We start from the raw sequence: 22,453 nt of genomic DNA, 5'->3' as shown, positions 1-22,453 counted from the left end.
CGCTACTGCACCTCGAGCCGGCCGACGGCGAACCCGGCGCGGCCGACGACGTCGTTGCCGAGCCGGTCCCTCAACAGCGCCTGGAACTTCGGACCGAGCGCCGTCCCGTCGAACACCACGCCGGAGTCGGCGCCGGGCCTCAGGGCGAGCTGCACCGAGTAGAGGACGGAGCCGGCCGGAATGGCCGTGTCGGTGGCCACCGCGCCCTCGCCCGCGGCCTTCTGGCTCAGGCCGGTGGTGAGCACGCTGGCCAGTGGGCCGCTCGCCGGGAGCTGCCCATAGGCGGCCACCGGGTTGACGCCCGGCGACAGCACCGCGCCCGGAATCATCAGCGAGCCGCCAGCCTGGACGCGGCTCGCGTCGAGCGGCAGGTTCATGCCCACCGCGTAGCCCGTGAGGTCCTCCAGGGTCACCACGTCCAGCACTACCGTGGTCTGCGTGGACGCCGGGTTGCTCACGAGGGCGATGCGGCCACCCGGCTCCGGCTCCACGTAGACGAGCCGCGTGCCGGCGATGACCGCGTCGAAGGCCGTGCTGGTGGCGCCCGTGAGGTCCGGCGTGCTGGCGGTGAGCGTGTAGCCGTTGCCGCGCGCGTCCAGGACGAGGTCTCCGAAGGAGGCCACGCCTTGGGTGGCGGCCACGGTGAGGGTGCCGGACAGCGTGGCGCCGGACGGGTTGTTGCCCAGCGCCACGGTGATGTCATTCGCCGCGTCCGTGCGGGTGTTGCCGTGCGCGTCCTGCACGCTCACCTGCACCGGGCCGAGGGCCAGGCCGACGGAGGCGCGCGAGGGCTGCACGGTGAAGGCCAGGTGGTGCGCCGCGCCCGGGGTGACGTTGAAGGTGTTGCTGGTGGCCGCCGTCAGGCCGGTGGCGCTCGCGGTGAGGGTGTAGCCGGAGCCCGCCCGGACGAGCGACACGCCGGGGAAGCTGGCCACGCCGCCCGCCGCGCTCACGACGGTGGTGCCGGACAGGGGGCCGCCTCCGGGGTTGTTGCCCAGGGCCAGGGTGATGCTCGCGGTGGAGGTCGTCACCGTGTTGCCGCCGGCGTCCCGCACCGTCACCTGGACCACCGGGTCGAACGTCCCGCCCGCGCTGATGTTGCCGGGCTGGACGGTGAAGGCGAGCTGGGTGGCCGCGCCCGCCGTCACGTTGAAGGCGGTGGACGTCACCGCCGTCAGCCCGGAGGCGGTGGCCTCCAGCGTGTAGCCCGTGCCCACCTTGTCCAGGCGGAGGTTGGTGAAGGTGGCCACGCCGTTGCTGGTCGTCACCGGGGACGTGCCGGTCAGCACCGCGCCGGTGGGGTTGTTCGCGATGGCGATGAGCACCGAGACGCTGGACGTCTGCACCGTGTTGCCGAAGGCGTCCTGCACCGCGACTCGCACCGAGGGCGTCATGACGGCACCCGCGGCCACGTTCGCCGGCTGGGTGGTGAAGGCGAGGCGGACGGCGGGGCCCGCCACCACGTTGAAGAGGGCGGACGTGTTGCTCGTCAACCCCTGGGAGGCCGCCGCGAAGCGGTAGTTGAGGCCCGTCCGGTTGAGCGTGAGGTCCGGGAAGGTGGCCACGCCATCCACCGCGTTGACGGTGAGAGTGCCGCCCAGCGTGGAGCTGCCCGGGTTGGCGGACAGCGACAGGGTGATGGGCGCCGTGGAGCTCGTCACCGTGTTGCCGTAGGAGTCACGCACGCCCACCTTCACCGCCGGGGTGATGGGCAGGCCCGCGGACACCACGTTGGGCGCATTCGTATAGAAGGACAGCGCGCTCGCCGCGCCATGCGTCACGGTGAAGGGGGCGCTGACGCCGGTGGTGAGGCTGTTGCCGCCGACGGAGGCCGTCAGCGTGTAGCCCACGCCCGACCTGGTGATGGACAGCGTGGAGAAGGTGGCCACGCCATTCACCGCGCTCACCGTCTTCGTGCCGTTGAGGATGCCCACGCCCGGGTTGTTGCCGATGGCCACGATGATGCTGTTGGTGGCCGTGGTCACCGTGTTGCCATGCGCGTCCACCACCCGCACCGTCACCGCCGGAGCGATGGCGACGCCGGCCACGACGTTCGACGGCTGCACCCCGAACTCGAGCCGCGCGGGCGCGCCCGCCGTCACGTTGAAGGCCGAGGAGTTGGCGGTGAGCCCCGGGGTGGAGGCGGAGAGCACGTAGCCCGTGCCCACCTGATTCACGGAGATGCCCGGGAAGCTGGCCACGCCGTTGACAGGGGTGACGGACACCGTGCCGGTCAGCGAGGCGCCGGAGGAGTGGGTGGCCAGCGCCAGTTCCACGGGCGTGGAGTGGCCCGTCACCGTGTTGCCGAAGGCGTCACGCACGGTGACGGCCACGGCCGGGTTGAAGGTCGCGCCGAAGGCGATGGTGCGGGGCTGCGTGGTGAAGACGAGCGTCGCCGCCTCGCCCGGCGTCACGTCGAACGGGAGGGAGGTGACGGAGGTGAGCCCCTGCGCCGAGGCGGAGAGGGTGTAGCCCGTGCCCACGCGCCGCAGGGACATGGCGCCGAAGCGGGCCACGCCGGCCACCGCGCTGACGGCGACGTTGCCCTGGAGCGTGTCGCTGGTGGGGTTGGAGGCAAGCGCCATCGTCACGAGGCCCCCGAAGGAGGTGGCGACATTGCCGCGCGCGTCGAGCGCCGTCACCTCCACCTCCGGGGCCACGTCGTCGCCCGCTCTCACGCGAGAGGGCTGCGTGGTGAAGACGAGCGTCGCCGCCTCGCCCGGCGTCACGTCGAACGGGCGCGAGGTGGCGGAAGTGAGCCCCTGCGCCGAGACGGCCAGGGTATAGCCCGTGCCCACGCGCCGCAGGGACAGGTTGCCGAAGCGGGCCACGCCGGCCACCGCGCTGGTGGTGAGGGTGCCCTGGAGCGTGTCGCTGGTGGGGTTGGCGTCGAGCGCCACCGTCACCACGCCCGTGAAGGAGGTGGCGATGTTGCCGCGCGCGTCGAGCGCCGTCACCTCTACCGCCGGAGCCACGTTGTCTCCCGCGCTCACGCGGGAGGGCTGCGTGGTGAACACGAGCCGAGCGGGAGCGCCCGCCGTGACGTTGAAGGCCGCGGAGGTGGCGGTGCTCCTCGTCGTGGAGGTGGAGGCGGAGAGCTGGTAGCCGGTGCCCACCTGATTCACGGAGACACCCGGGAAGGACGCCACGCCATTGACCGGGGTGACGGACACCGTGCCCGTCAGCGAGACGCCGGTGGGGTTGTTGGCCAGTGCCAGCTCCACGGGGGCGGAGTGGCCCGTCACCGTGTTGCCGAAGGCGTCATGCACGGTGATGGCCACGGTCGGGTTGAAGGCCGCGTCGATGGCGATGGTGGAGGGCTGTGTGGTGAAGACGAGCGCCGCCGCCTCGCCCGGCGTCACGTCGAACGGGCGCGAGGTGGCGGAAGTGAGCCCCTGCGCCGAGACGGCCAGGGTATAGCCCGTGCCCGCGCGCCGCAGGGACAGGTTGTCGAAGCGGGCCACGCCGGCCACCGCGCTGGTGGTGAGGGTGCCCTGGAGCGTGTCGCTGGTGGGGTTGGCGTCGAGTGCCACCGTCACCACGCCCGTGAAGGAGGTGGCGATGTTGCCGCGCGCGTCGAGCGCCGTCACCTCCACCCCCGGGGCCACGTTGTCTCCCGCGCTCACGCGGGAGGGGTGCCCCCTGAAGGCGAGCCTCGCGGCGGGCCCCGGGACGATGTCGAAGGTGGCGGACGTGACGCCCTCCAGCGCGGGGCTGGTGGCGCCGAGCTCGAAGATGCCCACCATGTCCACGGAGAGGTCCGCGAAGGTGACGACGCCGTCCACGGGGGTGGCGGTGAGGGTGCCCCGGAGCGTGCCGACGAGACTGCCGGCGAGCGACACGGTGACAGCGTCGGTGGACCCGGTGGCGGTGTTGCCGTATGCGTCCACCAGCCGCACCTGCACGGCCGGGGAGATGTGCGCGTCCACGGCGGCCGACGAGGGCCCGGTGACGAAGACGAGTGACTTCGCGGGGCCCGGCTTCACGCGGAACGCGGCGCTGGTGATGGGCGCCACGCCCGGCGTGGTGGCGACGAGCGTGTAGCCCTCGCCGGCCTTGTCGATGGACAGCTCGGTGAAGAGCGCCACGCCGTCGATGGTGTCGACGGTGAGGGTACCAGTGAGGGTGCCGCCCGCGGGGTTGGCGCCCAGCGCCAGGCTCACGGGCACGTGCCCCTGGACGGGCCTGCCAGCCGCGTCCGTCACCGTCACTCGCACGCCCGACGCGAAGGTGCCACCGGCCTCCAGCTCACCGGGCTCTGGCGTGAAGGCGAGCGCGCGGGCGGACGAGGGGATGATACCGAAGGGCTGACTCGTCGCGGACTCCAGGCCGTCGGCCCGGGCCACCAGCGTGTAGCCCTCGCCCGCCTTGTCCAGCGTCAAACCGGAGAAGGTGGCCACGCCCTGGGCGGTCCGGACCGGCGCGGCGCCGGAGAGGGTGGCGCCCGTGGGGTTGGCCTCCAGCGCGAGCGTCACGGTGACCTGCGCGCCAGCGACCGTCTTTCCGTCGGCGTCCTGCACCGTCACCTGCACCGCGGGGTCGAGCGCCGCGCCCGTCACCGCCTGCGAGGGCTGCACGGTGAAGGCCAGCCTGCGGGCCACCGGCGCCGGTGGCTCCGTCGGTCCCGGCGGCTTGGAGTCGCCGCCGCAGCCACTGAGGATGAGGGCGCTCGCGAAGACGAGGAGCGCCAGGTTCTTCAAGCTCACGGAGGTCATCTCCAGGAAGGGGGAGGTGGAGGCGCGGCTCACGGGCGGCCTCCCATGCGGTTGAGCAGCTCGGAGAGGTCGGCCGAGTCGATGCCGTTCACCGTGCCCGTCATGTCGCTGTTCCAGTCGTAGTGGGGCAGGGCCGTGGTGGACGGGTCGCTGCCCAGGCGGCTGGCGGCGGCGGCCAGGTCCACGAAGTCGAGCTGCTGGTCGCGGTTCCAGTCTCCGTTGCCGCTCACGCCCTTCTCGGCGGTGGCGGACGGGTACAGCTCCCACAGGCCGCGCCCGTAGGTGGCCACGCGCATCAGCGCGCCGGTGCGGCTGATGAACATGTCCGACACCCGCGCCAGCGGCAGGCCGGAGCCGAAGCGCTCCCACGTCTCGCCCGCGTCGGTGGAGCGGTACACGCCCAGCTCGGTGCCCACGTAGAGGGTGCGGTTGGTCAGGTCCGACGGGTCGTACTGCACCACGTCGATGCCCACGTTGGGCAAGTCATGGCCAGTGCCGTTGCCGTGCAGCGGCGCCCACGTGGTGCCGCGGTCCCGGGTGATGAAGAGGTGGCCCAGGGCGTCCGGCACCACCGTGGCGTTGTCGCCCGTGAGGGGCGCGACGCTCGCCGCCACGAACACGTCACCGGGGCTCGTCCCTTGCGGCGTGGTGGGCGGGAAGGCCGCCTGCGTGGTGTAGGAGAGCTGCTCGTCGAGGGCGATGGTGCCATTGCCGTTCACGTCGAAGCCCAGCACGCTGGTGCGCGTCCAGGTGCAGTTGGTGGTGCTGCCCTGGCAGTTGCTGGTGACGTAGAAGCGACCGCCGCTCATGCTCACGGCGTACAGGCCGTCAATGGTGGGCGACGCGGACAGCAGGCGCGTGTAGCCGGTGAGGCAGGGGCTGATGACCTGCCAGTTGCCCGTGCCGCTCACCCGGTGGATGGAGCTGTTGGTGGCCGTCAGCACGGTGTTGGGATTGGGGCTCGCCGGCGCCAGCGCGTAGCGGATGATGAACTGGTAGCCGTCCGTGGAGCAGCTGCTGATGGACCGGGGCGTCGGGTCCCTCGTCGTCCAGGCCGTGCCGGCGTTGCACTGGTTGTTGGCGGCCGTGGGGATGCAGTACTCGCTGCTGCCGTTGACGCTCGCCCAGTAGATGGTGGCGCCGGACACGGGGTTCTTCGCGGCCACGGCGCCGAAGCCGTCACCGCCGATGACCTGGTTGAAGGTGGTGGAGAGGGGGCCGGCGGACGGGTCGCGGAAGCGCGTGCCGTTGTCCTGCAGGCCCGTGTAGGCCAGGTACGGGTTGCCCGTGGCCGGGTCACCCGAGGCCACCGAGTAGCTCAGGTGGGTGACGATGCCGCGGTTCTGCCCGTCCCACGCCACCCGGTACGCGGGCGTGGCGTCGAAGAGGTTGCGCGACACGTAGAGGCCGCCGTCCGTGCCGGCCAGGGCCACGGACCCCGTCGCGGTGCGGACGATGAGCGCCCGGTGCCAGTCCGCGTGGACATAGTCCAGCGTGCCGCCCGTCACCTGGCCGTAGCCGCTGCTGGGCAGCCAATGGGAGACGTTCTCCCACGAGGGCGAGGAGGCCAGGCCGTTGCGCGTGCGCAGGCCGCACAGCATGCCGCCGACCAGGACGTTGTTGTCGTTGGCGGGGTCGACGGCGATGGCCGCGTTGTACCAGGCCTGCGCGTCATTCACGTTGACGCTGCCGCAGTCGCGCTCGCCATTCACGGAGGTGGTGGCGTTGGCGAGGGTGCCGGTGATGGACGTCCAGTTCGTGCCCGAGTTGATGGAGCGCCAGTACCCCGCGCCCGCGGAGCCGTAGTACTCGTCCTGGTTGCCGAGCTGCGCGTACACCACCGTCACCGGCGGGGTGGCGCTGGACGGCGTGCCCGCGGCCAGGGTGATGCGGCCCACGAGGGTGGAGGGAATGGTGCCCGCCGCCTTGCGCGAGCTCCACGTCGCGCCCGCGTCGGTGCTCGTCCAGATGTCACCCGGGTTTCCCGCGGCGCACCCGACCTCACCCGCCTCCTGACCCAGGCCGGGCTCCGGGGGCGGCAGGTTGGCGGCGCACGCGTACGTGCCGCTGAGGGCCCAGCGGCTCACGCCGCCCACCGCGCCCGTGTAGACGATGCTCCAGACGCTCTCGGACTTCTGGACGGTGCCCGAGTTGGGCAGGTCCACCAGGGTGAAGCTCGCGCCCGCGTTGGTGGAGCGGAACAGGCCCACCTCGGTGCCCACCAGCACGACGCTGGGGTTGGCCGGGTCCACCTTCACGGCGCGGATGCGCAGCGCCTTGACGGACAGGCCGCCGGAGCCCGCCGGGTACTGGCCGGACAGGCCCACCGGCTCGCCCCAGGTGGCGCCGCCGTCCTCGCTCTTCACGACGTGGCCGCCCGGCGTGTCCACGAAGTCACCGGCGCCCACGTAGAGCGTCTCCGGATTCGTCGGGTCCAGGTCCATGGCGCCAATGGCCAGGTTGCCCAGCGACTCGCTCACCGGCGCCCAGGTGGGGTTGGCCGTGCCGAAGTTGAACGTCTTCCACACGCCGCCGCCGCTCGTGGCCAGGTACACCACCTGCGGGTCCACCGGGTGCACGGCGATGCCGGAGATACGGCCCGAGTCCACCTCGTTGTAGAGGGTGCCGTTGAACTGGAAGTTGGCGTTGGTGGGCCCCAGGTTCACCCACGACAGGCCGGAGACGACGGCCTTGTTGGCGCCGGACGGCTCCGCGAACCAGTCCCACGGCGCGCGAGCGCGGGGCAGCGTCTTCTCCCAGCGCCGCGACTCCCGGTACGCCACGCGCGCCCGGTGCTCCATCACCTCCGGCGTGGGCACGCCCCACAGCATTCGCGAGGCGACGCGGCGGCGCATCGCATCGTCACCCTCCGCCTCGCCCTGCTCGGGCTCCGCCTCTCCGCGAGTGGCCATGAGCTCCTGGAGCACCTCCGGAGAGACTTCTCCGGCGCTCGGGTCCTTCAGGAAGTGGGAGATTTTCGTGCGCGCGTTGCGCGCCTTCCAGCGCTTGTACGCGCTGGCACCAGAGGGCACGGCCACGACCGCGACCACCACGACCGTCGAGGTCGCGATGAGCCGCCGATGACGCTTGAGCAAGAGGGGCCTCGTGTGGGGGGAGTACTGAACCCACACTCTCCGACGCGGCGCCTCCAAACGTCAACCATATGGCATTAGTACATTGTGACTGTACTGGCGTCTTGACTCGGGGTGTGGGGCCCTGCGGGTCAAGGTGTGCCCAGGACGCGGGGAATCCGTCCGGGGCCGGAGGCGAGGCGGGGCTGCCGCCCGAGCGTCGTCAGCCTGTCGTACGCGATGACGAGCAGGAGTGCGTAGAAGCCGAAGGAGACGAGCACGTGCCACCACGCATGGAACTGCGGGTTGGGGACGCCGTGCGCGGGGAGCACCTGGTTGAGGGTGGGGCAGAACTGGATGTCGCTCAGCCACAGGACGATGGCGAGCGCGTACGCGCCGATGCCGAGCCGGAACAGGCGCTTCACCCGCGCGTCGGGGCTTTTGCGCTGGAGAAAGTAGGTGCGGCCGAGCGCGTAGAACTCGAGCGACGCGAAGCTCACCTGGAAGAGGAAGAACTGGACAGTGCCCCGGGTGAAGGCCGTCAGGTACGTCACCAACACGGCGTGCGCCAGCAGCAGCAGCGGGAACCAGACGCCGAAGCGGCGCTGGGGCCGGTTCTCCAGGAGGATGTAGACGATGACGATGGCGAGGTAGAGCATCGGCAGCTCGTCCAGCATCTGGTACTCGCGCAGCAGCGTCGCGTGGAACGCGGTGCTGCCCACGCCCACCACGGACAGCAGCGCGAAGGCGAGGAGGAAGCGCCGCTCCAGCACGCGCCGGTGGAGCACGAGGCCGGCGAGCCCCACGAGCACCAGGACGAGGCTGGAGGCCGAGTTGAAGAGCTCGGCGACATGGTGGAGGTGCTCGTAGTTCGTCTCGCACCAGTCCACCGACGAGGTGCTCGGGCCCCAGAAGCCCACCGTGGTTGCCGACATAGGGCGGCGGACGGTAGCCGAGCCCGGGCGGGCCGGCGAGCGTCGGAAGGCCCGCCCCGGGAGGAAGCCGGCCGCGCGCCCGGGCCCCTCCGGGACGCGTGACGGTGGCCACTCTTCCCGGGAGGAGGCTCCCATGGCCAAGTGCGAGGTCTGCGGCAACGATTACTACCTGGCCTTCCAGGTCATCACCGCTGGCGTCACCCACACCTTCGACAGCTTCGAGTGCGCCATCCACAAGCTGGCCCCCATCTGCGACCATTGCGGCTGCAAGGTGCTGGGCCACGGCATCGAGGCCAACAACACCTTCTATTGCTGCGCCCACTGCGCCAACTCCGCCGGGGCCCGCTCCATCGTCGACAACGCGGACCACGCGCCCGCCCAGTGACGAAGATGGCATGACACTCGCGGTGCCACCTGGGGTAGACGGGAGGCATGACCTCCAGATCTTCCCTGGTATTCGCCGTGTCCGTGGGGTTTCCCCTCCTGATGAGCTGCGGGAGCCCCGTGTCCTCCAACGAGCCTGGCGCGTCGCTCGCGGTGTCGCAGTCGCAGGCGCTGGCCGACGGGACGCCCGCTTCCACGGGCGTGCTCGCCTTCCTGAATGACGGGTCCACCACGGTGGCGGTGCTGGACAACGAGGTGCCGCTGGACGTGCGCGCCGCGCAGGCGCTGATTGCCTGGCGCGCGGGGCCGGATGGCGTGGAGCACACGGCGGATGACCGCCGCTTCGTCTCCATCGCCCAGGTGGACGCGGTGGCCTACGTGGGCCCGGCCACGCTCGCGGACCTGGAGTGGTACGCCCGGGGCACCGGCCGCGTGACGGAGCTGCCGCTGGACGCGCTGGTGGGCCACTTCGACGGGCTCCCCTTCACGCTGGCCGAGGCGCGGCGCACGCTGAAGCTGGCCAACACGGAGAGCGCCTCCTCCCTGGAGACCACGTACGGGATTGCGCCGCTGGCGGTGCAGGACATCCTGGCCGCGCGCCCCATCGCCCACATGGTGGAGCTGTCGCGGCTGGCCAACGTGGACGGCACCGTGATGCAGCAGTTCAAGACGGCGATGTCCACGCTGGTGCCCGAGGGTGACCCCTGCACCATCGACACGACGTGCGCGGCGGGGCTCGTCTGCGAGGGCATTCCGAATGACGGCTCCAGCTCCTACGGGCGCTGCCGGAACACCGCGCCCATCGCGGGTGACGGCGATACGTGCTCCGTCTTCGCGCCGTGCCAGTCCGGGCTGTCCTGCCACGGCATCCCGTCCGGTGCGTCCGAGGGCTGGTGCCGGCCGGCGTGGATGACCGGGGAGTTCACCCAGTACGCGGACGTGGCGCTGCCGGCTTCCACCGCGCTGGTGGAGTCCGCCAACGTGGTGGTGGGGCTGGCCACGGTGCCGGAGGACATCATCGTGGAAGTGGACGTGGCGCACTCCTCGGCGCACCGGCTGGTGCTGACGCTGGTGGACCCGGGTGGGGACACGGCGCTGCTGTGGGACGGGCCGAACGAGGGCACGCCGCCCTCGCGCATCTCCGTGACGCGAGGCATCTCTCGCGACAGCTCCGTCAACGGCCGCTGGCGCCTGCGCGTCACCAACCCGTCCGGCGTGGGCAGCGGCACGCTGCGCTCGTGGAAGCTGAAGCTCAACAGCCGCTGGGACTGACGCGGGGAAGCGGCGCGCCGCGGTCCGGGCTGGCGTGGGAAGCGGCACGCCGCGCGCGTGGACGCTGAAGCCGGACCGCGGCGACGACTCACGGGCGGTGGTGGCACGCCGCGCGCGTGGATGCTGAAGCCGGACCGCGGCGACGACCGATGCCGCGGTCCGGGCCGGCGTGCGTAGGTGCGCCGGCTTGGGTTGTGCCGAGCGTCAAGCAGGGAAAGCTTTACGCGGGCCGGCGAAAACCAGCCGGGGCCCCACGCGCCTTCGCGGTAGATTGCGCCGTCAACCGGCGCTGGAGGACGCGATGGGCTGCTGCCACTACCACCCTGTCGGCGAGGGCTGCGACAACGCCTTCACCGTGGACACGTCTCGCGTCACCTTCGGGCGCGGGTGCCTCGCGGAGGTGGGGGACCGGGCCCGCGCGCTGGGGATGAAGCGCGTGGCGCTGTTCTCCGACGCGCGCGTGGCGCGGCTGCCCTTCTTCGAGAAGGTGCGCCAGTCGCTGCTCGCCGCCGGGCTGGACGTGGTCGTCTACACGGACGTGCACATCGAGCCCACGGACCAGTCCTTCCTGGCCGCCGCGCGCTTCGCGACGGAGGTCCAGCCGGACGGGTACGTGTCCCTCGGCGGCGGCTCGGTCATCGACACGTGCAAGGGCGCCAACCTCTACGCCACCTATCCGGCGGACTTCCTGACGTACGTCAACGCCCCGGTGGGGGCGGGAAAGCCGGTGCCCGGCCCGCTCAAGCCGCACATCGCGTGCCCCACCACGTCCGGCACGGGCAGCGAGGTCACCGGCATCACCATCTTCGACCTGCTCTCCATCTCCGCGAAGACGGGCATCGCGTCACCGGCGCTGCGGCCCACGGAGGCGCTCATCGACCCGGACTGCACCACGAGCCTGCCCGGCGAGGTGGTGGCCGCCAGCGGGCTGGACGTGCTGTCCCACGCGCTGGAGTCGTACACGGCGCGCCCGTACGTGCGCCGTCCCGCGCCCGCGCGACCGAGCCTGCGGCCCATGAGCCAGGGCGCCAACCCATGGAGCGACCTGGGCTGCCGCGAGGCGCTGCGCCTCATGGGCCTGTACCTGGAGCGCGCGGTGAAGGACGCGAGCGACTCGGAGGCCCGCGAGCAGACGATGTGGGCCGCCACGCTCGCGGGCATCGCCTTCGGCAACGCGGGTGTCCACGCGCCGCACGGCATGGCCTACGCGGTGGCCGGGCTGGTGCGTGACTTCCGCCCGTCCGGCTATCCCGACGGCGAGCCACTGGTGCCGCACGGCATGGCCGTCATCGTCAACGCTCCGGCGGTGTTCCGCTACACGGCGGAGGTCAGCCCCGAGCGGCACCTGGAGGCCGCCCAGGGGCTGGGCGCGGACACGCGCGGCGCCACGCCGAAGGACGCGGGCGAGGTGCTGGCCCGGGAGGTCATCCGCATCATGCGCGCGGTGGGCATGCCCAACGGGCTGGGTGGCGTCGGGTACACCGAGGCCGACGTGGCGGCCCTCACGGAGGGCGCCTTCCCGCAGCAGCGCCTGCTGCAGAACGCGCCCCGGGAGATGTCCCGGCCCGTCCTCACGGACCTGTTCCGTCACGCGCTGAGCTACTGGTAGTCCACTTCCGGGGAGACCACCGCCGTGTCCGAAGTCGAGTCCGACGACCGCTACCGCTACTTCCTGCCCATCACCACCCGGTGGATGGACAACGACGTGTATGGCCACATCAACAACGTCACGTACTACAGCTACTTCGACACCGTCGCGAACCACTTCCTCATCCACGAGGGCGGGCTGGACATCCATGCGGGCCCGGTCATCGGGCTGGTGGTGGAGTCGAAGTGCGCGTACCGCGCGCCGCTCGCGTACCCGGACCGGCTGCGCGCGGGGCTGCGCGTGGACAAGCTGGGCAACCGCTCGGTGACGTACGGCATCGGCATCTTCAAGGAGGGCGAGTCTCAGGCCGCCGCCCACGGGTACTTCGTGCACGTCTTCGTGGACCGGGAGACACGCAAGGCCGTGGCCATGCCCGAGCGGCTGCGGGATGCGCTCGCGCGCATCTCGGTGGGGTAGGGGAGCCGCCATGCGAACCTTCGTGTGTGTCGTCTCGAGTCTCGTCGCGGTGATGGCCCTGGCGGCTGAACCCGCCGACGCGGGCACCCGCCACGTGCCCCTGCGGACCGTGGTGGACTCGCTGGTCGAGGAGGCCGCGCGCATTACTCCCGGCACCGACGTGGCCATCGCGGTCAAGGACCTGCGCACCGGGGAGTACGCGGGCAGTGCGGACACGGTGCCGCACATTTCCGCGAGTTCGGCGAAGGTGTTCTGGGTGGCCGCCGCGCTGAAGAAGGCGGACGTGGCGAAGGTGTCGCCACTGGCGGAGAAGGTCTTCCGCACCTCCGACAACGAGGCCTCCGGTCAGGTCATCGACCTGGTGGGTGGGCCGGACGCCATCAACGGGTACCTGCAGTCACTGGGCCTGTTGAACACCGCGCTCACGAAGTGGAACTACGGGCGTCCGCGCCGCGCGACGAACTCGCCCCGGGCGCTCGACAACGACAACTATCTCTGCGCGGCGGACGCGGTGTCCTTCCTCCAGCGGCTGGAGAAGGGCGAGCTGCTGAAGCCCGCCGCCACCTCTCGGTTGCTGGGGTGGATGGAGCTGACGCCGCGAGACGGCTGTGGTGGCTGGCTGGGGACGCGACTGCCTCCCGCGGCGCGCGCGTCCCTGCGGCACAAGGCGGGCTGGCTGCCACCGGGCTGCTGCTCGGACGATGCGCGCTACAACATCCTCAACGAGGTGGGGTTGGTGCGCCTGCCGGACGGAGGACGTTACGCGGTGGCGATTCTGGCGGCGCATGGGCCGGACTGGCCCCGGCAGGCGTTCTTCGTCGAGCGTGCCTCGTGCGTCCTCTACCGAGCCCTCTCCGGAGACACGGCGCTGGACTGTGGCGAGGCGCTGGCGAAGCAGGGCGGGCCGACGCCCATCGTCGTGCCGGATGGGGGCACTCCGCCCAATTACGACTGTGAGTGAGACCTCATCGGGCGGGCCAGCGTCTATTCCGGGTCCAACGCCCAGGTGCCATTCGCCCAGTTCGTCAAGGACACCCCCGAGCCCGAGCTTCGGAGCCGCGCATTCCCTGAGCCGGCTCGCTAATGCGTAACTGAACGCCGTGCTCCGTGATGCCAGTTGCCCGCGTTTCCGCTGCGGGCCCCTGGTCATCGTTGGAGGATGGGTAGGCCCGTGTCTCAAGCCGCCTGCGTGACGTGCACCGGCGGCCGGCGCCCCGCCCACGGGCGGGCCTCTTCCAGCTGTCCCGCCAGCCGGAACAACGTCGCCTCATCCGCGAAGCGGCCGGCGAACTGCACACCGATGGGCAGGCCCTGGGCATTCCAGGAGAGCGGCACGGACATCGCCGGCTGGCCAGTGACGTTGAACACCGCCGTGTACGGGCAGAAGCCGAAGACGTACGCGTACCAATCCTCGGGCGCCCTCGGCACCGTCGCGTCCATCAATCCAAGCTTGTACGGCGGCACCGCCACCGTGGGCGTCAGCAGCACGTCGTGCTCCACGAAGAACGCCCCCACCGAGCGCGACACCTGGTTGAAGACCGCCAGCGCCGCCTGGAGCTCCGACACCTTGAGGTCCCGGCCGAGCTGCACCGCCGCCAGCGAGGTGGCCTCCAACGTCTCCGGCCCCGCCGTGCGCCCCAGCATCGCGCTGAGCCCGTCCGCCCAGTTCGCCAGCGCCGCCGCCCAGACCTTCGTCATCGCCGCGTTCAACGCCCGGGCGTCGTACGCGATGTTCGCCTCCACCACCTCGTGCCCCAGCTCCCGGCACAGCTTCGCCGCGTCCTCGACGGCGGCGACGCAGTCGGGGCTCACCGGCTCGCCTCCGGCCGCCGTGCGCGCCAGCGCGATGCGCAGCCGGCCCGGCTTGCGGCGCACCTCCTCCAGGAACGGGCGCTGCGGCGGCGGGGGGTAGTAGGGGTCACCCACCTCCGGCTCGCACGTCGCGTCCAGCATCGCCGCGCTGTCTCGCACCGTGCGGGACACCACGTGCTCACCGGCCATGCCGTTGAGCGCCTCGCCCACGTCCGGGCCCAAGGAGATGCGCCCGCGCGTGGGCTTCATGCCGAACAGGCCGCACAGTGACGCGGGGATGCGGATGGAGCCGCCGCCGTCGTTGGCGTGGGCCACTGGAACGATGCCCGCCGCCACCGCCGCCGCCGAGCCGCCGCTGGAGCCGCCCGGGCTGTGCTCCAGGTTCCACGGGTTGCGCGTGGGCCCGTGGAGGACGGGCTCGGTGGTGGCGTTGTTGCCGAACTCGGGCGTGTTGGTGCGGCCCAGCAGCACCAGTCCCGCCCGCTTGAAGCGCGCCATCAACGCGCTGTCATGCGGAAACACCAGCCCCTGGCCCAGCCGGCTGCCGAGGTCCGTGGGCACGCTCGCGGCATGGAGCACCAGGTCCTTGATGAGGAAGGGCACGCCGTGGAAGGGCCCCTCCGGGAGGCCCCGCTTCACCGCGTCCAGGGCCTCCGCCTCGCGCACGTCGATGACGGCGTTGAGCCGGGGATTCACTCGCGCGATGGCGGCCGCCGCCGTCCGTACCAGTTCCTCGGGAGTCACTTCTTTACGTCGGACCAGCTCCGCCAACCCCACCGCGTCATAGCGACTGTAGTCATCCAGGTGCATGGGTCCTCGCTGGCGCTCCGGGGAGAGAAGGAGCCGCTCCGGGCGCAATCCGACGATACTCCCGGTCCGGGACGGCTCGCGCTGACGCGGCCAGTCATGCTCGAGAAGCAAGACCTCGCTCGGCGGGCCCGGCCTCCGTGGGGGCGAGCCGTCGTCCAGTGCACCCACGCCCGAGGGAGCCGGCAAATGCCGTCCTGTACCGCCCGGCCCGCTGTTAGACGAGAGGGCCTGCCGCATCCGGATCCTTCCAGCCAGGAGCCCCTCGGGTCTCAATGACGAACGACCAGGTCCTCGACATCTTCGACAGGGGAGGAGAGATGGGCGCGCTGATGCGCTCCATCGATTGGGCGCGGACCCCCCTGGGAGCGGTGGAGACCTGGCCCACGAGTCTGCGCACCGCGCTGGGGCTGGTGCTCGGTGGCCGCTTCCCCATGCTGCTCTGGTGGGGAGACCAGCTCATCCAGCTCTACAACGACGCGTACCGTCCCATCCTGGGGGCCAAGCACCCCCGCTCGCTCGGGGCGCCCGGGGCGGAGGTGTGGGAGGAAATCTGGCACATCATCGGCCCCCAGGCGGATGACGTGCGCGCGGGCGGGCCGGCCACCTGGAACGAGCACCTGCTGCTGCCCATGCTGCGCAACGGGTTCCTGGAGGAGACCTACTTCACCTTCTCGTACAGCCCCGTGCCGGACGACTCGGGCCGGGTGGGTGGCGTCCTCGTGACGTGCCAGGAGACGACCGCCCAGGTGCAGGACGCGCGGCAGCTGCGGACGCTCAGAGAGCTGGGCACCGCGCTCGCGCAGACGCGCTCCGCGGAAGAGGCGTGTGAGGTGGCCGCGCGCATCCTCGGCGCCAACACCGAGGACGTGCCCTCCTGCCGCGTGTTCCTGGCGGAAGAGGCCGGCACGGTGGCACGCCGCGTGGCCACCGCGGGCTTCGTCGAGAGCGAGGAGCCGGCGGGGCCCTTCTCCCTCCAGCAGGGGGAGGGCGCGCCCAGGACGGGGCCGTGGCCGCTCGGCCAGGTGGCACGCACCGGCCAGCCCGCCATCCTCCGGGGCTCCATTCCGTCCTCAGGGGCCGAGGGAGTCCCGGAGGGGGGCATGCCCCATGCGACGGTCTGCGTGCCCCTGTCGCGCCCGGGGCAGCCCCACGTGGATGGCTTCCTCGTGTGCGGGACGAACCCGATGCGCCCGCTCGACGAGCGCTACCTGGGCTTCTTCCGGATTGCCGCCGACCAGGTGGTGACGGCCATCTCCAACGCGCGCGTCTGGCAGGAGGAGCGCCGCCGGGCCGAGGCGCTCGCGGAGGCGGACCGGGCGAAGACGGTCTTCTTCAGCAACGTCTCCCACGAGTTCCGCACCCCGCTGACGCTGATGCTGGGGCCGGTCGAGGACTGCCTGTCGGACACGCGGCATCCGCTGCCGGAGCCGCATCGCGAGCGCCTGGCGCTGGTGCGCCGCAACGGACTGCGGCTGCAGAAGCTGGTCAACAGCCTGCTGGACTTCGCGCGCCTGGAGGCGGGCCGGGCCCAGGCCCACTTCGTCCCCACGGACCTCGCCACCCTCACCGCGGACCTGGCCAGCTCCTTCCGCTCGGCGATGGAGGCCGCCGGCCTGGAGCTCACCGTGGAATGCCCACCGCTGCCGGAGCCCGTCCTCGTGGACCCGTCCGCGTGGGAGAAGGTCGTCCTCAACCTGCTGTCCAATGCCTTCAAGCACACGCTGCGCGGTGGAGTCCGCGTGGGCCTGCGGTGGCTGGGCGGCCGGGTGGAGCTGTCCGTGCGGGACACCGGCACCGGCATCCCCCCCGAGGAGCTGCCCCGCGTCTTCGAGCGCTTCCACCGCGTGCAGGGCGCCATCGGCCGGAGCCACGAGGGCAGTGGCATCGGGCTCGCGCTGGTGAGCGAGCTGGTGAAGCTGCATGGCGGCACCGTGGACGTGCGCAGCACGCTGGGGGAGGGCTCCACCTTCACGGTGACGCTGCCCACGGGCACCGCCCACCTGCCCGCCGGGGCGCCCGCGACGGGGCCGCGGACCTTCGATTCCGCCGGGGCCGCGGCCTTCCTCGTGGAGGCGACCCAGTGGAGCACCCCGCCGCCGGCCGGGCCCCCGCCGGAGGAGGGCGCGGCGGGGCCGGTGCCGTCGACGCTCCAGACGGGGGCGCGCATCCTGGTGGTGGACGACAACGCGGACATGCGCGGCTACCTCGTGCGCCTGCTCTCCGCGCACTGGCACGTGGAGGCGGTGGGGGATGGCCTGCGGGCCCTGGCCGCGGCGCGCGCACGGCCTCCCGACCTGGTCCTCTCCGACGTGATGATGCCGGGGCTGGATGGACTGGGCCTGCTGCGGGAGCTGCGCGCGGACGAGCGCACCCGCACCACGCCCGTGGTGCTCCTGTCCGCCCGGGCGGGCGAGGAGGCCACGGTGGACGGGCTGAAGGCGGGCGCGGACGACTACCTCGTCAAGCCCTTCGCCGCCAACGAGCTGCTCGCCCGCGTCAACGCGCAGCTCACCCTGTCCCGCCTGCGCCACGAGGCGCTCGCCGCCGAGCGCGCGCATGCGGCGGCCGCCACGCGCCTGCTCGCGGAGGCGGAGCGTGCCACGCGCTCGCGCGAGGAGATGCTCGCCGTCGTCAGCCATGACCTGCGCACGCCGCTCACGTCCGTCTTCGCCTCCGTGGAGCTGATGGAGCGCGCGCTCGCGGGGAGGGACGGCGAGGCCTCGCTGAAGAAGCACCTCGCCTCCATCCGGCGCGCCGCGGGACGGATGCGGCGGCTCATCGGCGACCTGTTGGATCTGGCGAGCATCGACACCGGGACGCTGTCGCTGGACAGGCAGCCCCATGCGCCGGAGGAGCTGGTGCGCGATGTCCGCGAGGCGTTCGAGCCACTGGCCCGGGAGAAGCAACTGGCGTTCGACCTCGAGGTCGAGCCCGGGCTGCCGGTGCTCGTCTGTGACAGGGAGCGCGTCTTCCAGGCCCTGTCCAACCTGCTGGCCAACGCCATCAAGTTCACGCCCGAGGGGGGCCGCGTGGCCCTCCGGGTCCACGCCCGCGAGGGAGGGCTGGACTTCCTCGTGGAGGACACCGGTCCGGGCATCGCCGCCGAGGCGCTCCCGCGCATCTTCGAGCGCCACTGGCACACCGCCCAGAAGGGCCGCGAGGGCCACGGCCTGGGGCTGCCCATCGCGCACGGCATCATCGCGGCCCACGGGGGACGCATCGACGTGGCGAGCACCCCGGGGCAGGGCAGCCGCTTCACCGTTCAGTTCCCGGTGGCCGTGGTGCCGGTATCCCTCCCGGAGGGACGCGCGCCGGAAGGTGGCGCCCGCTTCCCACGACCACCAGGGGAGCAGTTCCTGCAGGGCGGTGGCGAGCTGGGGGCGCTGATGCGCTCCACCGACTGGGCGAAGACGGAGCTGGGCGCCGTCGCCACCTGGCCGCAGAGCCTGCGGACCGCCATCGGCATGATGCTGTCGTCCCAGTTCGCCATGGTGGTCGCCTGGGGGCCGCGGTTCCGGTTCTTCTACAACGACCGGTACCGGCCCATCATTGGCAGCAAGCACCCGGCCGCGCTGGGGACCCCGACGCGGGACATCTTCCCGGAGGTGTGGTCCGTGATAGGCCCGCTCATCGAGCGGACGCGGACCGGTGAGTCCGTGGCGCTGGAGGACATGCTCCTTCCGCTGGAGCGGAGCGGCTACCTCGAGAACGCCTGGTTCACCATGGCCTACAGCCCCATCCGGGACGAGTCCGGCGGTGTCGGCGGCATGCTCGCGGTCGTCGTCGAGACGACGGAGCGCGTGGAGGGCGAGCGGCGGCTCGCGACGCTGCGCACGCTGGCGCGACAGGTGTCCGACGCGAGGACCCGGGTGGGGGCCCTGGAGATGGCCGCGGCCGTCCTCCAGAAGAACCCTTCCGATGTTCCCTTCGCGCTGCTGTACGTCACCTCCGGGGACGGGAAGAGCGCGCGGCTCGCCGCGAGCGCCGGGCTGTCACCGGGCGAGGCGGGCGCGCCGGCCGGGGTGGACCTCGTGGGGCCCGGCGCGGAACGCGACTGGCCGCTGGCCCGCGCGCTGCGCTCCCGCCAATTGGAGGTGGTGACGGACGTCGTCCGCCGGTTCGGCGGGCTTCCGGGAGGGACGTGTCCGGAGCCCGCCCACACGGCGGTGGTCCTGCCGCTGGCGAAGGCGGGCGCGGACCATGCGTCCTGCTTCCTGGTGGCGGGCGTCAGCCCCCGGCGGGCGTTCGACGAGCGCTACCGCGCGTTCTTCGAGCTGGCGGGCGAGCACGTGTTGGCGGCCATCGCGAACGCGGACGCCTATTCGGATGAGCGCCGCAGGGCCGAGTCGCTGGCGGAGCTGGACCGGGCGAAGACGGCCTTCTTCTCCAACATCAGCCACGAGTTCCGCACGCCGCTCACGTTGCTGTTGGGACCCGTGGAGGACGCGCTGGCGGACGCGACGAAGCCGCTCACCGGCGAGCGGCTCGCCATGGTGTGGCGCAACGTCCTGCGCCTGTCGAAGATGGTCAACGGCCTGCTCGACTTCTCCCGCGTGGAGGCGGGGAGCGCGCAGGCCGTCCTCGTCCCCACGGACCTGTCCGCCTTCACGTCGAGCCTGGCGAGCGCCTTCCGGTCCGCCGCCGAGCACGCCGGCCTGCGGCTGACGGTGGACTGCCCGCCCCTGCCCGTGCCCGTCCTGGTGGACCCCGAGATGTGGGAGAAGGTCCTGTTCAACCTCCTCTCCAACGCGGTGAAGTACACGCACCAGGGAGAGGTGGGCGTCTCGCTGCGAGCGGAGGACGGGCAGGTCGTGCTCGTCGTCCGGGACACCGGCGTGGGCATCCCCGAGAGCGCGCTCCCGCACCTCTTCGAGCGCTTCTACCGGGTGCGCGCCACGCGGGGGCGCAGCCACGAGGGCACGGGTATCGGCCTGTCGCTGGTGCGGGAGTTGGTGACGCTGCATGGGGGCACGGTGGACGTGGCGAGCCGGCTGGGGGAGGGAAGCGCCTTCACGGTGCGCCTCCCGGCCCGGCGGGCGGAGAGCGGGCCCGTGGTGGGCGCGCGGCCGGTGGTGGCGGAAGCGGCGCCCTTCGTCGAGGAGCTCCGGCACTGGACGCGCGCGCCCGAGCCCGAGTCCGGGGACGAGGCTGCCGCGGAGCAGGACCCGGCGCTGGCGGAGGCGCGCATCCTGGTCGCGGACGACAACGCGGACCTGCGCGCGTACGTCACCGGCCTCTTGCGGCGGGACGTCTCGCGGGTGGAGGCGGTCGCCGACGGGAGCGCGGCGCTGGAGCGGGCGCGGGAGTGGCGGCCGGACCTCATCCTCTCCGACGTGATGATGCCGGGGCTGGACGGCTTCGCGCTGGTGCGCGAGCTGCGCGCGGATGCGCGCACCCGGACCGTGCCGGTCATCCTGCTGTCCGCGCGCGCGGGGGAGGAGGCCACGGTGGAGGGGATGGTGGCCGGCGCGGACGACTACCTGGTGAAGCCGTTCAGCGCGCGCGAGCTGCGGGCGCGGGTGCGGACCACGCTGGAGCTGGCGCGCGTGCGGCGGGAGGTGGCGGCCCGCGAGGCCCTGGAGGCCTCGCTGCGGGAGGCGGTCCGGGCGCGGGACGAGTTCCTGTCCGCCGCGAGCCACGAGCTGAAGACGCCGCTGGCGGCGTTCCGGCTGAACCTGGACCTCATCGAGCGGGGGCTCAGCGAGGACTCACGCGCCAACGTCCAGGAGAAGCTGATGGCGGCGAGCCGCCAGGTGCAGCGGCTGCGCGCGCTGCTGGAGCGGCTGCTGGATGTCTCGCTGATGACGACGGGGCGGCTCCAGCTCGCGCGGAGCCGGACGGACCTGGGCGGGCTGGTGCTGGAGACGGTGGCGCGGCTGCGGGACGAGCTGGCGCGGAGCGGGACGCGAGTCGAGGCGCGGGTGGAGGACGGGGTGGGCGGCGACGTCGACCCGGCGCGGGTGCGGCAGGTGCTGACGGGCCTGCTCCAGAACGCGGCGGCCTATGCCCAGGGGCGGCCCGTGGAGGTGGAGCTCACGCGGCGGGCGGGGCGGGCCCGGCTGCGCGTCGTGGACCATGGCCCGGGCATCCGTCCCGAGGACCGGGCCCGCCTCTTCGAGCGCTTCGAGCGGGCGGTCCCCACGCGCCACCACAGCGGGCTGGGCGTGGGGTTGTGGATGGCGCGCGTCATCGTGGAGGCCCACGGCGGCGCCCTCTCCGTGGAGGACACGCCGGGCGGCGGCGCCACGTTCGTCGTGGAGCTGCCGCTCGGTGGGCCTGGAAGCGGGTAGCTACCTGCGCAGCCGCACGCGCAGCAGGGGCCGCAGCGACGGGCGCTCATTGCCGTCCACCGCGAGGGGGGTGATGGAGATTTCGCCCTGCGCCAGCGCGGAGGTGTCCGCGTCGGCTTGCGTCTCCGGCGCGCACTCGGTGGCGAGCCCGCAGATGGGGCCCTGCGCGATGTACGTGTCCGGCGCGTTCGGCACGGGCAGGTACGTGGGCCGAATCACCTCGGCGTGGCCCACGGATGTCACCGTGGGCCCTTCCACCTGCGCCGGGTCGAACTGCCCGGCCTCGTTCAGCACGACGGGGTAGTTCACGTTGAGGGCCACGCGGTCCGGCAAGAGGCGCTCGTCGCGGCCGACCGTGTCACGCAGCCGCTCGGCCAGGTCCTTCACGTACGTCGCCACGTGTGGCGCCGCCGCCAGCGTCTGCGAGAAGCCCGTGCCCGAGTCCGCCAGGTTGAGCCCGATGCTCACCGCGAGGGACGGCACGCCTTCCTCCGCCGCCGCCACCGCCGCGCCCACGGTGCCCGAGTGGTTCACCGCGCGCCCCACGTTCTGTCCGTAGTTCATCCCCGAAATCACCAGGTCGGGACGCTGCTCGCGGAACACGACGGACAGGCCGAACAGCACCGAGTCCACCGGAGTTCCCGTCACCGCCCACGACGCGCCCGTCCCCTCGCCGCAGGGGAAGCCGCCGCGCGTGGTGCGCATCACCACGTTGGTGGTGAGCGCGCCGCTGCTGCCACTCCGGTCCGCCGAGGGCGCCACCACCGTCACCTGATGGCCCGCCGCGCACAGCGTGTCGCGCAGGATGCGCATCCCCGCGCCGTTGATGCCGTCATCCGTCGTCAGGAGGATGCGCAGCGGACGTGCTGGCTCAGCGGGAGCCGCCGCATGGGCCTGAGCCCCCAGCCCGAGCACCGCCGCGGTGAGGAACGAGAAGAATCGATGGGTGTGCATGTCTTCCTCGAAGAGGCACCGTGCGCACGCCAGTACCGGGTCCCCCCAAGGGCCCGCGCCGCGCATTTCCGTGCCTCATCTGGAGAACGGAGCCCGGCCCGCGACGTCGCAGGCCATGCCTGCGATTGACGCAATGTTTCCATGC

Annotated in this window: 11 protein-coding genes; 6 read left to right on the top strand and 5 right to left on the bottom strand. The window is 72.2% G+C overall.

Translation table 11 applies throughout. The annotated features are described in order from the left end of the window. Window positions 1-2: 2 nt before the first annotated feature. The 3 genes from HG543_RS05700 to HG543_RS05690 all read right to left on the bottom strand — a co-directional run bounded on the left by HG543_RS05700 (window position 3) and on the right by HG543_RS05690 (window position 8,721). On the bottom strand, window positions 3-4,748 hold the full coding sequence (locus HG543_RS05700; protein ID WP_169343646.1) for a beta strand repeat-containing protein: 4,746 nt from the start codon (window positions 4,746-4,748) through the stop codon (window positions 3-5). Then, window positions 4,745-7,810: a beta propeller repeat protein gene (locus tag HG543_RS05695; RefSeq protein WP_169343645.1), complete on the bottom strand. Its 3,066-nt coding sequence runs from the start codon at window positions 7,808-7,810 to the stop codon at window positions 4,745-4,747. The genes HG543_RS05700 and HG543_RS05695 overlap by 4 nt, the downstream gene beginning before the upstream one ends. 128 nt (window positions 7,811-7,938) lie before the next feature. Further along, on the bottom strand, window positions 7,939-8,721 hold the full coding sequence (locus HG543_RS05690; RefSeq protein WP_169343644.1) for a ceramidase: 783 nt from the start codon (window positions 8,719-8,721) through the stop codon (window positions 7,939-7,941). A 133-nt stretch (window positions 8,722-8,854) separates the two neighbouring features. Between HG543_RS05690 and HG543_RS05685 the strand changes: the two genes are divergently transcribed. The 5 genes from HG543_RS05685 to HG543_RS05665 all read left to right on the top strand — a co-directional run bounded on the left by HG543_RS05685 (window position 8,855) and on the right by HG543_RS05665 (window position 13,403). Further along, the gene (locus HG543_RS05685; RefSeq protein WP_169343643.1) at window positions 8,855-9,106 is read left to right on the top strand and encodes a metallothionein; all 252 of its coding nucleotides are present in this window, start codon (window positions 8,855-8,857) and stop codon (window positions 9,104-9,106) included. Window positions 9,107-9,153: 47 nt separating this feature from the next. Then, the gene (locus HG543_RS05680) at window positions 9,154-10,377 is read left to right on the top strand and encodes a proprotein convertase P-domain-containing protein (protein WP_246356788.1); all 1,224 of its coding nucleotides are present in this window, start codon (window positions 9,154-9,156) and stop codon (window positions 10,375-10,377) included. Window positions 10,378-10,648: 271 nt separating this feature from the next. Then, window positions 10,649-11,986 carry a hydroxyacid-oxoacid transhydrogenase gene (locus HG543_RS05675; protein WP_246356787.1) on the top strand — a complete coding sequence of 446 codons (1,338 nt, stop codon included), beginning with the start codon at window positions 10,649-10,651 and terminating at the stop codon, window positions 11,984-11,986. Between the two features lie 24 nt (window positions 11,987-12,010). Next, window positions 12,011-12,442 carry a thioesterase family protein gene (locus HG543_RS05670; RefSeq protein ID WP_169343642.1) on the top strand — a complete coding sequence of 144 codons (432 nt, stop codon included), beginning with the start codon at window positions 12,011-12,013 and terminating at the stop codon, window positions 12,440-12,442. A gap of 10 nt (window positions 12,443-12,452) precedes the next feature. Continuing rightward, window positions 12,453-13,403, top strand: a complete 951-nt coding sequence (locus tag HG543_RS05665) for a serine hydrolase (RefSeq protein WP_169343641.1) — start codon at window positions 12,453-12,455, stop codon at window positions 13,401-13,403. Window positions 13,404-13,618: 215 nt separating this feature from the next. Here the strand turns inward: HG543_RS05665 and HG543_RS05660 are convergent, their stop codons facing one another. Then, complete coding sequence (locus tag HG543_RS05660; protein ID WP_169343640.1) at window positions 13,619-15,064, bottom strand: amidase; 1,446 nt, start codon at window positions 15,062-15,064, stop codon at window positions 13,619-13,621. Window positions 15,065-15,336: 272 nt separating this feature from the next. On the opposite strand from HG543_RS05660, the gene HG543_RS05655 reads away from it, so the two are divergent. Continuing rightward, window positions 15,337-21,354 carry an ATP-binding protein gene (locus tag HG543_RS05655; RefSeq protein ID WP_246356786.1) on the top strand — a complete coding sequence of 2,006 codons (6,018 nt, stop codon included), beginning with the start codon at window positions 15,337-15,339 and terminating at the stop codon, window positions 21,352-21,354. Here HG543_RS05655 and surE read toward each other — a convergent pair whose 3' ends face one another. Further along, the gene (gene surE, locus HG543_RS05650; RefSeq protein ID WP_169343639.1) at window positions 21,355-22,308 is read right to left on the bottom strand and encodes a 5'/3'-nucleotidase SurE; all 954 of its coding nucleotides are present in this window, start codon (window positions 22,306-22,308) and stop codon (window positions 21,355-21,357) included. Between the last annotated feature and the right edge of the window lie 145 nt (window positions 22,309-22,453).

The organism is Pyxidicoccus fallax, from assembly GCF_012933655.1.
GTDB lineage: Bacteria > Myxococcota > Myxococcia > Myxococcales > Myxococcaceae > Myxococcus > Myxococcus fallax.
The sequence above is the reverse complement of the archived record's forward strand: the minus strand, read 5'-3'. Positions and strand labels throughout refer to the sequence as shown.

What these genes read in the sequence shown, in the direction of transcription:
- HG543_RS05690 (WP_169343644.1), bottom strand. Translation starts at nt 8,721, where the DNA reads ATGTCGGCAACCACGGTGGGCTTCTGGGGCCCGAGCACCTCGTCGGTG.
- HG543_RS05660 (WP_169343640.1), bottom strand. Translation starts at nt 15,064, where the DNA reads ATGCACCTGGATGACTACAGTCGCTATGACGCGGTGGGGTTGGCGGAG.
- HG543_RS05685 (WP_169343643.1), top strand. Translation starts at nt 8,855, where the DNA reads ATGGCCAAGTGCGAGGTCTGCGGCAACGATTACTACCTGGCCTTCCAG.
- HG543_RS05680 (WP_246356788.1), top strand. Translation starts at nt 9,154, where the DNA reads ATGACCTCCAGATCTTCCCTGGTATTCGCCGTGTCCGTGGGGTTTCCC.
- surE (WP_169343639.1), bottom strand. Translation starts at nt 22,308, where the DNA reads ATGCACACCCATCGATTCTTCTCGTTCCTCACCGCGGCGGTGCTCGGG.
- HG543_RS05665 (WP_169343641.1), top strand. Translation starts at nt 12,453, where the DNA reads ATGCGAACCTTCGTGTGTGTCGTCTCGAGTCTCGTCGCGGTGATGGCC.
- HG543_RS05655 (WP_246356786.1), top strand. Translation starts at nt 15,337, where the DNA reads ATGACGAACGACCAGGTCCTCGACATCTTCGACAGGGGAGGAGAGATG.